Origin of the sequence: Cyanobacterium sp. HL-69 (assembly GCA_002813895.1) — a bacterium.
Taxonomy (GTDB): Bacteria; Cyanobacteriota; Cyanobacteriia; order Cyanobacteriales; family Cyanobacteriaceae; genus Cyanobacterium.
In genome coordinates this window covers 2143869-2156996 of the sequence record CP024912.1, presented here as the reverse complement: position 1 = coordinate 2156996, position 13128 = coordinate 2143869, and the positions used below count along the sequence as shown (strand labels likewise).

General features: G+C 40.3%; 13 protein-coding genes. 4 read left to right on the top strand and 9 right to left on the bottom strand.

Features of this window, described 5'->3' with window-relative positions; translation table 11 throughout:
* Positions 1–50: 50 nt before the first annotated feature.
* The gene (gene psb29, locus AA637_RS09900) at positions 51–746 is read right to left on the bottom strand and encodes a photosystem II biogenesis protein Psp29 (RefSeq protein WP_069791117.1); all 696 of its coding nucleotides are present in this window, start codon (positions 744–746) and stop codon (positions 51–53) included.
* Between the two features lie 166 nt (positions 747–912).
* Here psb29 and AA637_RS09895 point away from each other — a divergent pair, with 166 nt between their 5' ends.
* Positions 913–1347: an SRPBCC family protein gene (locus AA637_RS09895; protein ID WP_446682622.1), complete on the top strand. Its 435-nt coding sequence runs from the start codon at positions 913–915 to the stop codon at positions 1345–1347.
* Positions 1348–1644: 297 nt separating this feature from the next.
* Entirely contained in the window at positions 1645–2349 is a 705-nt protein-coding gene (locus AA637_RS09890) for a hypothetical protein (RefSeq protein WP_446682621.1), read from the top strand.
* Here the strand turns inward: AA637_RS09890 and AA637_RS09885 are convergent.
* The 4 genes from AA637_RS09885 to ftsY form a co-directional block, all read right to left on the bottom strand.
* Positions 2346–3479, bottom strand: coding sequence for a beta-ketoacyl-ACP synthase (locus AA637_RS09885; protein WP_446682620.1), 1134 nt, complete (start codon positions 3477–3479; stop codon positions 2346–2348). The genes AA637_RS09890 and AA637_RS09885 overlap by 4 nt on opposite strands.
* A 105-nt stretch (positions 3480–3584) precedes the next feature.
* The gene (locus AA637_RS09880) at positions 3585–4376 is read right to left on the bottom strand and encodes a peptidylprolyl isomerase (RefSeq protein ID WP_446682619.1); all 792 of its coding nucleotides are present in this window, start codon (positions 4374–4376) and stop codon (positions 3585–3587) included.
* 152 nt (positions 4377–4528) lie between these two features.
* A complete protein-coding gene (locus AA637_RS09875) occupies positions 4529–5470 on the bottom strand; it encodes a spermine/spermidine synthase domain-containing protein (protein WP_069791122.1) in 942 nt (313 codons plus the stop codon).
* 358 nt (positions 5471–5828) lie between these two features.
* On the bottom strand, positions 5829–7238 hold the full coding sequence (gene ftsY, locus AA637_RS09870) for a signal recognition particle-docking protein FtsY (protein WP_446682618.1): 1410 nt from the start codon (positions 7236–7238) through the stop codon (positions 5829–5831).
* 62 nt (positions 7239–7300) lie between these two features.
* Between ftsY and mutT the strand changes: the two genes are divergently transcribed.
* A complete protein-coding gene (mutT, locus tag AA637_RS09865) occupies positions 7301–7717 on the top strand; it encodes an 8-oxo-dGTP diphosphatase MutT (RefSeq protein ID WP_069791124.1) in 417 nt (138 codons plus the stop codon).
* A 169-nt stretch (positions 7718–7886) separates the two neighbouring features.
* Here mutT and AA637_RS09860 read toward each other — a convergent pair whose 3' ends face one another.
* The 3 genes from AA637_RS09860 to AA637_RS09850 are packed head-to-tail and all read right to left on the bottom strand — an operon-like array spanning position 7887 to position 9419.
* Positions 7887–8366, bottom strand: a complete 480-nt coding sequence (locus AA637_RS09860; RefSeq protein ID WP_446682617.1) for a pentapeptide repeat-containing protein — start codon at positions 8364–8366, stop codon at positions 7887–7889.
* Positions 8367–8418: 52 nt separating this feature from the next.
* Entirely contained in the window at positions 8419–9096 is a 678-nt protein-coding gene (locus AA637_RS09855; protein ID WP_446682616.1) for an energy-coupling factor ABC transporter ATP-binding protein, read from the bottom strand.
* A gap of 50 nt (positions 9097–9146) precedes the next feature.
* On the bottom strand, positions 9147–9419 hold the full coding sequence (locus AA637_RS09850) for a hypothetical protein (RefSeq protein ID WP_069791127.1): 273 nt from the start codon (positions 9417–9419) through the stop codon (positions 9147–9149).
* A 289-nt stretch (positions 9420–9708) separates the two neighbouring features.
* On the opposite strand from AA637_RS09850, the gene psbD reads away from it, so the two are divergent.
* A complete protein-coding gene (gene psbD, locus AA637_RS09845; RefSeq protein WP_069791128.1) occupies positions 9709–10767 on the top strand; it encodes a photosystem II D2 protein (photosystem q(a) protein) in 1059 nt (352 codons plus the stop codon).
* 139 nt (positions 10768–10906) lie between these two features.
* Here psbD and AA637_RS09840 read toward each other — a convergent pair whose 3' ends face one another.
* Positions 10907–13033: a molybdopterin oxidoreductase family protein gene (locus AA637_RS09840; RefSeq protein WP_446682615.1), complete on the bottom strand. Its 2127-nt coding sequence runs from the start codon at positions 13031–13033 to the stop codon at positions 10907–10909.
* Positions 13034–13128 lie beyond the last annotated feature (95 nt).

The following is a 13128-nucleotide window of genomic DNA, read 5'->3' as shown; positions in this document are numbered from 1 at the left end:
ATACACTCTAAAAGCTGATGATACTGAGGTAAAATTAGTCAAAAAAAACCTTAATTAGCCTCTTCTTTTTGTTCAGTCTTTTCCATGTTAATTCTTTTCTTCTTACTAGCTTCGATAGTCTCCGCAATTACAATCAACATTTGATTGATTTTATCTAAATTACTACGATATAAGTCAACATCTTTTTTCAACTTCTCCACTGGTAACTTTAGCTTTTCGGCATAGGGTGCGATTAATTTAGCCAATTTTTCTTCATCTTTGGCTATTTCAGAATCAAGTTTATTAATGATGGTATAGAAACCAATGCCAAATAAACGACTATATTTAAAATCTTCTCGCTCGGTGATAGACTTTAAAGAATTAACGATATTCTCGTCCAAACCATTCTCAGAAACAGGATTTAATAACCAGTTAATTAAATCTTCTGCGGATTTGCCTTCAATAAAGTTTAAAAAAGTTTCTGATTGATAGCGATAGTCGTCTGGATTTGCCTCAACGGCTTTACATAGAGCATTAAAAATAGAGCTTTTGTCCTCTTCAGGCTTATAACCAGTCATAAACTGATCAAAACTTTCGGATACTCCTACGCAGTATATAGGATCTTGTTTAAAGTTTACATGAACAGAAAGCAAGTGCATTTCTACCATCAACTCTTGGACTACTTGACGATAAATAGAGTTAATGGGGCGAGTATGATAATGATAAAACGCTCTTCTGGTGTCTGAAACTGTACGAATTTTATCCACGAATTTATAATAACTAAGTTAATATTTTGTTAACAATAGTTAATTATCTCATCAAATTGGACGAGTGAAGCCCCTAATCATCGATTAATTATAAATGCTGAATCGCACATTTTCTCTGTAGAATCTTGTTATCATAGGACAATTCTTGAAGTTTTATCATCGTCAAATGAGTAATTGGTTAGAGCATAGTGTACAAATCGAAGTAAACGCCCCCATTGATTTAGTTTGGAAGTTATGGTCCGACCTTGAAAAGATGCCTTCTTGGATGAAATGGATTGAGTCTGTGGCTATTCTTCCTGAAAATCAGGATTTATCTCGCTGGAAGTTGGCGAGTGGTGGCTTTGAGTTTAGTTGGTTGTCTCGTATTGTTAACCTCGAAAAAAATCAAATTATTCAGTGGGAATCGGTGGATGGTTTACCTAATAGGGGGGCTGTCCGTTTTTACGATCGCCATGAATCTAGTATTGTACGTTTAAGCATAGCTTATTCTATTCCCGGAGTTCTCGGTCAGCTAATGGATAATCTTTTCTTGGGTAAGATAGTAGAATCTACTATTCAGGCGGACTTGGAAAGGTTTAAAGTTTATATTGAAAATTTGTGATTGATGTTTGCACAACGTAGGGTATGAAAAGGTGTGATTAAAAAATCTAACTAAATTGTTGTTTTGTTGGTTTATGTTTAATTCTTGATAAGAAAAACTAGAAAATGTTATATAGTTTTATTATTTAAAGTAAACTTAATTGTTGTAAAAAAATAAAAGTTCATTATCTCTCATAAAGTCATATTGTCTTCTAGTACAAAATGATATTAAATTTAACTATTATCTATTTTGCAATAATTGTTATCTTAGTTACAGTCTAAACACTTTACTATAGTAAATCATCATTATAAAACCACCATGACACAATACGACCAGCCCATTAATAATAATTTAAAACCAAGACAAAATGAGCAGATAGAGCCTACCATTGATGACATGACCTATCCTGTTAATGAGGCAATCATCAATCTGGATAATTTACTATATCAAAAAATAAATATCCCTTTTACTCGTAAAGTCATCATCGATGAAAAGGAATTGTCTCAACAACTCGATCAAATCAGAAGAAGTCTTCCTGATTGTATTCAAGATTCTATCGAAATTATCGATGAAAGAGACTATATTATCAATGAAGCCCAAGACTATGCGACAAAGTTAGTGGATAACGCCAAAAGGGAAGCGGCTCAAAGATTGGATGAGTCTTTGTTGGTACAACAGGAACAATTTCAGGCGAATCAGCTTAAGAGAAAAATATATCAAGAGTGTGAAGATAAACGTCGTCAGACGGAAAAAGACATTGAAAAAATGGTTGAAAATGCGGAAATACAAGCTCGAAAAATTTTAGAAAGGGCTATTATGGAGGCAGAAAAAGTTCAAACTCAAGCGGATGATTTTGTCGATCAACAGTTGTATGGTTTGGAAAAAGAATTAACAAAAGTATTGCAAACTGTTATTACTTTAAGTAACTACAGACAAGGGGAAGTTCAAGCTCAACAAAATGGTCAAGGAAATACTAAGAGTACCAAAACTAAAGCCCCTTTGACTGAGAAAAAAGCATCTTAGTAATAGTATTTTCCTAGGGCAATTACTGCATTTTGTCCTCCAAAACCGAAACTAAAACACAGAGAATTTGTGAGGGTATAGTTTTCGGTTTTTTTTACCCAATTAAGGTCATATTCTGGCTCTTTTTCTTGATAGTTAATGGGTAGTTTTTGGTGATAAATAGATAATAATGTTAGGGTAGAGGCGATCGCACTGCTTCCCCCCAAAGTATGACCAGTAGAAGCCTTAGTATGGCTTATTTTTGGGCAATGGGTAAATAACTTTTCGATCAAAAGGGCTTCCCGATGATCATTTAATTTTGTTGCTGTGCCATGGGTTTGAATATGGTCAATATCACCCAGACTTAAGTTACTATGGGTGAGGGATTGTTTGATGGCATAGATAGCCGAGTTTGCCGACTCCTCTGGGGCTGTTATTCCCTCGGCATCACAACTCATGCCCCATCCCTTGATTTCACCGTAAATGGTAGCCCCTCGCTTCAGGGCAGATTCTTCGGTTTCTAAGACTACCATGGCGCCTCCTTCTCCCAATACCATACCTTCTCGCTCTTGGGCGAAGGGATAACAAGCATTTTTGGCAAGGGCTTTCATTTTTTCAAAACCCACCATGGTTAAGGGGGTGATGGGTGCTTCCACTGCCCCTGCCATAACCTGTTTACAATAGCCCTGTTTGATGAGTTCGTAACCCTGTGCGATCGCCCCTATCCCCGTAGCACAAGCCCCCATGGGAGCAAATACAGGGGCAAATGAGCCAACATATTGAGCGGTGAGGGTAGAAGGCTGAGAAGGGAAAGTATCTAACCAGTTTTGAGGGGATGATTGATTTTCTAACCATTGACGGGCAAAAGTTTCCCAACTACCCTGACAACCACGACTCGAACCCACTACCACCCCCATATCAACGAGGGGAGGAGATAGTTTTGCTGATGCTAAAGTTTCTTTGATAACCTTTAAAGTTATCTCTTGGATGGTGCTAGGATGCTGATTTATTAATCCCAGAGGATACTTTGGCAAAAAATCAAAAGGTTGAGATAATCTAATACCTGATAACCCCTTGCTCATTTTATCCCAAGTTGCTTCGGTATTCCCCAGACAAGAAACTAAACCAACACCACTAACAACAACCTTCATTCTTCAATTTTTGGGTACTTTAAACCATTGGCAAACTTTAAGTTTAATTCCCCCCTTAATAAGGGGGGCTAGGGGGGATCAACTATTAATTCTCCATTACTATTCCTATCGTTGTAGATTTTCAATACCGCTGATAACTTCAACAGACTCGATGCGATCGCCCTGAGCAATACTTTCAACTACATCCATACCATTAGTTACTTTACCAAACACTGCATAACTACCATCAAGAAAAGGTAAATCAGCTAGGGTGAAATAAAACTGAGAGGAAGCAGAATCAGGCATCTGAGAACGTGCCATGGCGATCGTACCATATTCATGGCGCAACTGGGGAGGCATATCCGTAGTCTGACTATAGATAATATCAGGGGGGGTTGCATCCTCCGCAGAATCATCATATTGAGGTCTAATTTCCAGGGGAATATAACGCTGGGCATTGGTATCAGGATCTGTATAACCCCCAGTACCTAAAGCACTAGCAGGAAAATTAGGATCTTTTCCTTGAGGATCTCCCCCTTGTGCTACGAAAGGTTGCGGATCAGTTACAACTCTATGAAAAACTAGACCATCATAAACCCCTTTATCTACTAAATCGAGAAAATTACCAGCGGTAACAGGTGCATTGTCGCCATCTAATTCGATGGTGATAGACTGCCCTTTAACCTTCATTTCAACGATCGCCTTTCCTTCTAATCTTGGTAAACTCATTATAGTATCATTTATATCGGTGGACTCGTTTTCGGCTACATCAGCAACAGGATTTTCAACCTCTTCGTTACTACTACCACCTGTTACGGCGGTGTCTGATGTGGCTTGACATCCTGTTAGGGTAATTAAACTTACTAAGCAGATGGTCAAAAAAATACGCCAGTGATTATTATTGGTCACTAAGTTCATATGTATTTATACTTTGTTATTATTAGTTGATCTTAAACTATTGTCAAGAACACTATAACTAATTAAGCATTGAAAATTGAGAATGGATAATAGGAAAATTAACTGCTAATAATAAATTAATGTCACTATTTCCCATTACCCATTGCTCCAAATTAACCGTTAATTCCTTGTCCGAAAAATTTAGGAGGTTGTGTGATGGTGTAAACTTCCGTTTCATTTTTAATGGCTTGACGGATATATCCAGGGGTTTGTAACATCCCTAACAAGCTGATACCATCAAAAGAGCGAAAATCGTTGGTGGTTTTTTGTTCGAGGAGACGATCAATTTTTTCGGGGTTAGGCATGGTGTCGAAACTTTGCTCAGATGCGATCGCAAAGCCCCAAGCCGAGCCATAAGTACAGGTAGGGGTAAAATAAGAGTGAACATTACTAAACACAGCTTTGAGGGTATTTACCAACCGTCCATGAATATGTAAATTAGCAGGGGCAACAGGTCCAGCCTGAATTACCACAATACCATTATCCCGTAAACATCCTTTTAACTGAGCAAAATATTCCTGTGTAAAAAGTTGAAAAGAAGGGCCTTCCTCGATAGGATCAGAAAGATCAGAAATAATTACATCCCACTGAGCCTCACTATTATCCAACACATTAAAAGCATCCCCAATAACTAATTCTAAACGAGGATCATCAAAAGAACCTTGGTGCATTTCGGGTAAATGTTCCTTACAAGCCTCTACCACATCTCCATCAATGTCCACCATCATCGCTTTTTTTACCCCAGTCCAGCGAAATACTTCTCTGGTGGTAGCGCCTTCACCGCCCCCAAGGATTAAGACATTTTCGGGGTTAGGGTGAGCTATCATGGCAGGATGTACCAAGGCTTCATGGTATAAAAACTCATCCCCAGTGCAAGATTGCCATTTACCATCTAAAACCAAGGCTTTACCATAAACACCGCTTTCGACGATGGACATATCCTGATAGGGAGTTTTTTTGTGGGCTAAGATATTGGTGATCCCATGAACATATATATCGTAAGGGGTTATATATTCACTAATCCAAATGTCTGCGTTTACCTGAGATCCTGCCATAATTTGATTATTTTTCTGTTACTGTTGTTACCGTTCGCATCGAAATCGACTAATCTTATATAATAACCTAAAAAAACTTTTAGGGCTATGGGATAGGTAGAAAATTTATTTCTCAAAGGTGAGTTGCTAGGGATTTGAGGTTAAGTTTAAGGAAATTATTAAAAAACCTCAATTCGGGATAATAGTTATTAGTATGGTTTGATGTTAGGTTTGACGGTAAAAAGTGGCATTGCTTAATTATCGTATGGAATATGATTGAACGACACCAGAAAATTAGGCATCGAAATATTATCACCATTGCCTGTTCCCCGTTCCCTATTCCCCACCTCAACTAAAGGCTTTTTTCATCAAACCCCAATTATTGAGATAATAAGGCCTCTACAAACTCAAAACTAGAGAAAGGACGTAAATCTTCCATACCTTCCCCCGCACCAATAAAGCGGATAGGGAGGTTTAATTGTTGGGAAACTGCGATCGCCACTCCCCCTTTTGCAGTACCATCGAGCTTAGTTAAAACCACCCCTGTCAAATCTGCTGCTTCTGAAAAAACTTGAGCTTGACGAAGTCCATTTTGCCCCAAGGTAGCATCCAATACCAAGAGAGATTCCACATGGGCATTAACAGCTTTTTTGTCAATAATACGGCGAATTTTGGCTAATTCCTCCATTAAATTCTTTTTATTTTGCAGTCTTCCAGCGGTATCTACCAATAATAAATCAGCATTACGGGCGATCGCCGCACTGATGCCATCAAATACCACCGCTGCAGGGTCAGTATTTTTACCAGGGTTAGCAATGACGGGGGTATCAGTCCTTTCGCCCCATACCTTCACCTGTTCCACAGCTGCTGCCCTAAAGGTATCCGCTGCTGCAATTACACAGCTATATCCTGAAGTTTTGGCAAGGTGAGATAGTTTGCCTATGGTGGTGGTTTTTCCTGCCCCATTTACCCCCGTAAGTAGCCATATATTTAACTTTCCCTCTTGGGGTTCAAAGGATTTATCCTCAACATTTTCCAAGGGCTTGTCTAACAGAGTTTGTAAAATTTGTTTCAAATAGGCGATCGCCTCTTCGGGGGGTAAAGCCTCCTCTCGCAACTTTGCCTGTAAAGTAGAGATAATATAATCCGTCGCTTCCACACCCACATCAGCACTTAATAATAATGCTTCAATTTCCATCACCGCATCATCATTGAGGGGGCCTTGCCCTACCACCGATTTTAATTGATTGATTAGGTTTCGTCTGGTTTTTCCTAACCCCTGCCTCAATTTTTTGAGCCATTCAAACTCCTCTGCACTGACATCATCCGCACTTCTACCCTGAGAAGCCAACACCTGTGCCGACCACATAAAGTCCTCATCCAACTCCTCCTCCGTGGTATCAATAGCCGTCTCTTTGAGGGTTTCGAGGCGATCGGATTTTTGCATCCAAGCAGGAACATTTTCTTCCATTGCAGAAGACTCTTCCTCTGTATCTGTAGTAGTTTCCGCCTCTATTTCCGAGGTAGTTTTTTCCTCCGCCACTACAGGAGTATCATTTTCCTCCACTGCTGAAGACTCTTCCTCAGATTTGGACTCAGCTTCTTTTTCAACCCCAGCCTTTTGTTTTTGAATATTATTAAAAGCAGTTTTTGCCCATTCCAAATATTGCTCATCAGGGGCATCAACCTTCTCCTCAACCGCCTCCTCCTGAGTCTCAGGGGTTGGGGTAACATCCTGTTTTACTTGCTCTTGACTATTATCTTTATTGCGACGAAACCAATTAAACATATAAAATATAAGTGCTATTTTAAACTTAATCTTTTACTTTATCTTAATATTTGTAACTCCCTATGTCTAATTTACCCTACCTCAGAATCGGTACAGCCGTAATTGTTGATGATGAAGGGTTGATTCTCATTGACAAAAGAAGAAATAAAGGCAGTATGGCTAATAAATGGGAATTTCCAGGAGGCAAGTTTGAGGAGGGAGAAAATGCCCAAGAATGTATTGTCAGGGAAATCAAGGAGGAGTTGGGTATTGATATTGAGGTGGGAAAACATTTGATAAATGTCAAACATGATTATCCTCATCTTTCCCTTACTCTTATGGTTTATTATGCCCGTATTATTTCAGGAAAACCTCAAACCATTGAATGTGCAGAGATTCGATGGGTAAAACCTGAAGAGTTAGATAATTTTGATTTTCCCGATGCCAATTATCAAATTATTGAAAAAATAAAAGCTGATAGGGGTTTAACAGTAAGGTAGTCTTTGGTGGGCAATACCCACCCCACTGCAATTATTTTTGTTGGGTTTCATTTTTTAACCGAACTAACTTAACTACAAAGTAAGAGTTTGGGCATACTGTTAAAAAACTATTCCCCCATTACCCATTCCCTATCCCCATGAAAATGTTTTATGGGGCGTACCCTAATAGTTATGGACAATAGAGGGTGTCACGGGTATTTCTACCAGTAACGGGATTTGTGCCAGAAGCCACTTCACACAACATTTCTTCCACATCAGGACGTAAAAGTACATCGGTAAAATCTGCCCCTTCAATGTTAGCTTTTTCAAATTTGGTATTAGTGGCAAATGCTCCTTCTAATATGGCATTGTGTAAGTTTGCCCTCGTCACCCGTGCAGAGTCTAGGACGGCATTGGTTAGGTTTGCCCCTTCTAGGTTGGCGGAGTCAAGGTTAGCACCAAAAAAACTAACGTTGTATAGGTTTGCATTGGTGAAATCGCTACTGCGAAGGTTTGTTTTGTTAAAAGTTGAGCCGCTTAAATCTTGTCCTGAAAAGTCTGATTCTACTAGGTGGGCTTTGGTGTAGTCTAATGCTGCTTCTACAGGGTTTATGACACTCAGAAAAAGAATTATTAATGATAGGGCTAGTTTTATTAGTTTGGATACCATAGGACGATCAATTTTTAGCTAAATTTAGAATGATTATTTTTTCATTGTATCTTTAACTGTTCTTTTGATTTTTCAATTGGGGGAATAAGTCTTGGGGTTTACCTTTTTTTACTACCCGTCCTTTTTCTAGCAAAAAGTAACCGTCGGCGTATGCCAATTCCTCGAGGCGGTGAGTTACCCATAGGGCGGTAATTCCTCTTTGTTTAACGATTTTTTGCACTAGGGCAACCAATTCTATCTGGGTATCTGGATCTAATAATGCGGTAGGTTCATCTAATAGTAATACTTTACAGTGACGGGCGATCGCCCCTGCAATGGCAATTCTCTGCTTTTGTCCTCCCGATAGGGCATAAATAGGTCTTCTTTCTAAATCAAGGAGATTAACTGCCATCAAAGCCTCTTTAACCCTTACTTTCACTTCTGGTAAGGTCAACTTTTCTTCTACCAAACCAAAGGCAATATCCGCCGCCACCGTAGGCATTACCAATTGATGATCGGGATTTTGAAACACAAACCCCAAGGGGTTGTCAATGTCAATGATGCCCTCGTCAGGGGATAAAATACTGCCAATGAGTCTAAGTAGAGTGGATTTGCCACAACCATTATCCCCCAACAACATCCAAAACTCCCCCTCTGGCACAGCTAAATCACAGCCATTCAACACAGGGGTTTGAGAATTCCAGCCAAAATGAAGCTGTTTTACACTAATACCAAAAGAAGGACTATTCAAAATTAATATTAAAAACGATAACCATACAACCTAACACTATCCACCCTACATTACTTTTCTTGTAAAGCGGCAAAGAATCCAGGTACTTTTGAGCCAGTATTGGCACCATCTCTTTGGGAGATAATCACTCCCGTAATTTGATCGCTCAAGATGGCCATTTTTTTATCTTCTTGCTTATCACAGGTTAGCTCGATGATTTCGGGGGTAGAGCTTTTAATTTTTGTTAAAATGTCTTGATAAAGAGCCTGAGCTTCTGTTTCGTCCTTTTTTTGCACCGATATGGGCATGGGAATGTATCTGACAAGTAAGTCAATGGTAAACATAGATGATAACTATTTAATCCTTATTTTTAACTTATTTTAACGCACACAGGGTCTTCTTTCATTTAATAGGGGCGATCGCACCTAGGGTTAAATTTTTATTACGAACCTTCTCATATTTTTATAATTTCTTAATAATAAACTTGTCAAAGGCGTGGGTTTTCATGTATGATGGTTATACAAAGAAACGTTAAGAAAAGTAAAGTTTTCTGAGAGGGTAGTTAAAAAAGCCCTAAATAAAGAAAGCATATATACTTCGTTTTAGAAATTATAAACATTCGGAGATCACTTTATGACAATTGCAGTTGGACGCGCGCCGGCGCAAAGAGGGTGGTTTGAAGCCCTCGACGACTGGCTCAAAAGAGATAGATTTGTATTCGTAGGTTGGTCTGGTATCCTCCTATTCCCTTGTGCTTATATGGCATTAGGTGGTTGGTTAACTGGTACTACCTTCGTAACCTCTTGGTACACCCACGGTTTAGCTAGTTCCTACTTAGAAGGTGCTAACTTCTTGACCGTAGCCGTATCTAGTCCTGCAGACGCTTTTGGTCACTCCATCCTATTTTTATGGGGACCTGAAGCCCAAGGAGACTTCACCCGCTGGTGTCAAATCGGTGGTTTATGGTCTTTTGTGGCATTACACGGAGCTTTCGGTTTAATCGGCTTTATGTTACGTCAGTTTGAAATCGCTCGTCTGGTCGGAATCCGTCCTTACAATGCGATCGCATTTTCTGGTCCTATCGCCGTATTCGTTAGTGTCTTCTTAATGTATCCCCTCGGACAGTCTAGCTGGTTCTTTGCTCCTTCCTTCGGAGTAGCTGGAATCTTCCGCTTTATCTTGTTCCTACAAGGATTCCACAACTGGACTCTTAACCCCTTCCACATGATGGGTGTAGCTGGTATTCTCGGTGGTGCGTTACTTTGTGCCATTCACGGTGCAACCGTAGAAAATACCTTATTCCAAGATGGTGAACAGGCAAACACCTTCCGTGCATTTGAACCTACCCAAGCAGAAGAAACCTACTCCATGGTTACTGCTAACCGTTACTGGTCTCAAATCTTCGGTATTGCTTTCTCCAACAAACGTTGGTTACACTTCTTCATGTTGTTTGTACCCGTAACTGGTTTATGGATGAGTTCCATTGGTATCGTTGGTTTAGCATTCAACCTTCGTGCCTATGACTTCGTATCTCAAGAGTTGAGAGCGGCAGAAGACCCTGAATTTGAAACCTTCTACACCAAAAACATTCTTTTGAATGAAGGTTTACGTGCATGGATGGCTCCTCAAGACCAACCTCACCAAAGATTTGAATTCCCTGAAGAAGTATTACCTCGTGGTAACGCTCTCTAAGAATAGATTGATAATCGTCTAAATTCAAGTAAGTCCCCTACGGGGGGCTTATTTTTTTGTTTTAATTACGATAAATTTTGGCAATGGGCTTAAGCTCACTGTTAGTGCGATTAGTTTACTTTCATGTACAGATTCAGTATTAAACTTTAACTATATTCACCGCACAGGCTTTTAACTCAGGTTGCTTTGAAATAGGACAGGCTACGGGATGACTAAGGTTATTAGCTTCGGTATTTTCTCCCCACAAAAAACCCCAGTGCATTGGTACAAAAAGAGTACGAGGGGCGATCGCCCTTGTAACCAAAGCCTTAAAAATAGCCTTACCCCGTAGAGAAGTAATCGCCACCATATCCCCCGACTCAATGCCATATTTATTTGCATCCTTGGGATGAATTTCCAACAAAGGCTCAGGGTGCATCTTATTAATTTTGGCAATTCTACCCGTGCGCGTCATGGTGTGCCAATGGCCGTAAAGTCTGCCGATGGTTAACACAAAAGGATAGTCAGGGTTGGGAGGCTCGGCCAATCCTCTACTATGCACCGCAATAAACTGTGCTTTTTGGTTCGGGGTATGAAACTTTAAATCAGTATAAAGCCTTCTGCCATATTTATCCTCAGAATTTGCTCCTTCAGGGAAAGGCCACTGGATGGGCGCTTGTTTTAATAAAGCATGGCTTAACCCCGACATATCACAAGGACGATTTTTGGTTAATGACACAAATTCATCATATACTTGAGCTGAATTTTCAAAGGTGAAATACTGCTCAAAACCTAACCTTTTTCCCACCTCTGCAAAAATTTCCCAGTCAGCTTTTGACTCCCCCACGGGTTCAGTAAATGTAGGACAATAGGTAACTACTCGCTCAGAATTAGTCATCGTTCCCGTTTTTTCACTCCATTGACTAGCAGGAAGCACTAAATGGGCATAGTAAGCGGTTTCTGTGGGAAAATAGGCATCTTGATATACCGTAAAAGGGGAATTGAGCAGGGCTTTTTTTGTCCTTTCCAAATCGGGCATACTGACCACAGGATTAGTAGCCGCCACCCAATAAAATTGCACCTCTCCAGTTTCCAAGCCTATGATGGTTTCCCATGCAGTTTTACCAATTTGGGGAGAAATAGAGTTTTCAGGCAGGTTCCATAATTGTTCTACTTCTGCTCGATGCTGAGGATTATTCACAAGGCGATAACCGGGGAGAATATGGGCTAAACCCCCCGCCTCTCTGCCCCCCATGGCGTTGGGTTGCCCTGTGAGGGAAAAGGGGCCACATCCTTCTTTCCCAAGGGTACCTGTCATGAGATGGAGGTTGATGAGGGTGCGAATTTTGGCAGTACCTTCGGAGGATTGATTTAAACCCATGGACCACATGGAAATAACCCGATTCGACTGCGCCCAATAGGTGGCGACGGTGATTAAGTCGGCTTCGGTAATGCCACAGATATGGGCAACTTTTTCGGGGGGATAGTCTTTGATAATTTCTTGATAGTCAGCAAAATTATCGGTATGTTGGGCGATAAAGTTAGGATCAATTTTGCCCCATTTTTCTAGTAAATAAGCAATACCGTTAAAAAGATCAATATCGGTGCCGGGTTGGATAGCTAAATGGAGATCGGCGGCTTGGGCGGTAGCTGTGAAACGGGGGTCAATTACTACCATTTTTACATGGTCATTTTTCTTGTAATATGCCCTTAAACGGTTAAATACGATGGGATGACAGTCGGCGGTGTTGGTACCAACCAAAAAGGCACAGTCGGTGTTTTCTAAGTCAGCATAGTTACAGGGAGGCCCATCGGCACCGAAACTTCCTACATATCCTGAAACGGCGGAAGACATACAGAGACGGGAATTAGCATCAAAGTTATTGGTACCTAGGCATCCTTTAAAGAGTTTTTGGGCGATATAATAATCTTCGGTTTGAAATTGCCCTGAGCCATACATACAGATACCGTCAACCCCTATGGTATCTCTTACTTTGTTGATTTGATTAACTATTTTCTCGAAGGCTTCTTCCCACGATATACGCTGAAATTCTTGGTCTAGGGTTTCTCGCCAGAGGGGATATTCTAAACGACTTTCTTTGATGGCTTCCCCCACCGTAGCCCCTTTGACACATACTTTCCCTAAACTGGAGGGGTGAGTGCGATCGCCCATAACCTTCCCTACCACCATGGATTTTTGCTCAGAAACCGATTCGGGGGGATTAATTATTTCTAAACCACAACCGACACCGCAATAAGGACAAACTGTCTTTACTTTCTCACTCATAATCTGACAATGACAAGGGGATACCCATTTTATATCACTCTCATCCTGTCATTTCTGCTTGGGATTAAAGGTATTTTCTGATACTTTTTTTCAAA

What these genes read in the sequence shown, in the direction of transcription:
- AA637_RS09885 (WP_446682620.1), bottom strand. Translation starts at nt 3,479, where the DNA reads ATGAAGGTTGTTGTTAGTGGTGTTGGTTTAGTTTCTTGTCTGGGGAAT.
- AA637_RS09840 (WP_446682615.1), bottom strand. Translation starts at nt 13,033, where the DNA reads ATGAGTGAGAAAGTAAAGACAGTTTGTCCTTATTGCGGTGTCGGTTGT.
- AA637_RS09890 (WP_446682621.1), top strand. Translation starts at nt 1,645, where the DNA reads ATGACACAATACGACCAGCCCATTAATAATAATTTAAAACCAAGACAA.
- mutT (WP_069791124.1), top strand. Translation starts at nt 7,301, where the DNA reads ATGTCTAATTTACCCTACCTCAGAATCGGTACAGCCGTAATTGTTGAT.
- ftsY (WP_446682618.1), bottom strand. Translation starts at nt 7,238, where the DNA reads ATGTTTAATTGGTTTCGTCGCAATAAAGATAATAGTCAAGAGCAAGTA.
- AA637_RS09860 (WP_446682617.1), bottom strand. Translation starts at nt 8,366, where the DNA reads ATGGTATCCAAACTAATAAAACTAGCCCTATCATTAATAATTCTTTTT.
- AA637_RS09895 (WP_446682622.1), top strand. Translation starts at nt 913, where the DNA reads ATGAGTAATTGGTTAGAGCATAGTGTACAAATCGAAGTAAACGCCCCC.
- AA637_RS09880 (WP_446682619.1), bottom strand. Translation starts at nt 4,376, where the DNA reads ATGAACTTAGTGACCAATAATAATCACTGGCGTATTTTTTTGACCATC.
- AA637_RS09875 (WP_069791122.1), bottom strand. Translation starts at nt 5,470, where the DNA reads ATGGCAGGATCTCAGGTAAACGCAGACATTTGGATTAGTGAATATATA.
- AA637_RS09850 (WP_069791127.1), bottom strand. Translation starts at nt 9,419, where the DNA reads ATGTTTACCATTGACTTACTTGTCAGATACATTCCCATGCCCATATCG.
- psbD (WP_069791128.1), top strand. Translation starts at nt 9,709, where the DNA reads ATGACAATTGCAGTTGGACGCGCGCCGGCGCAAAGAGGGTGGTTTGAA.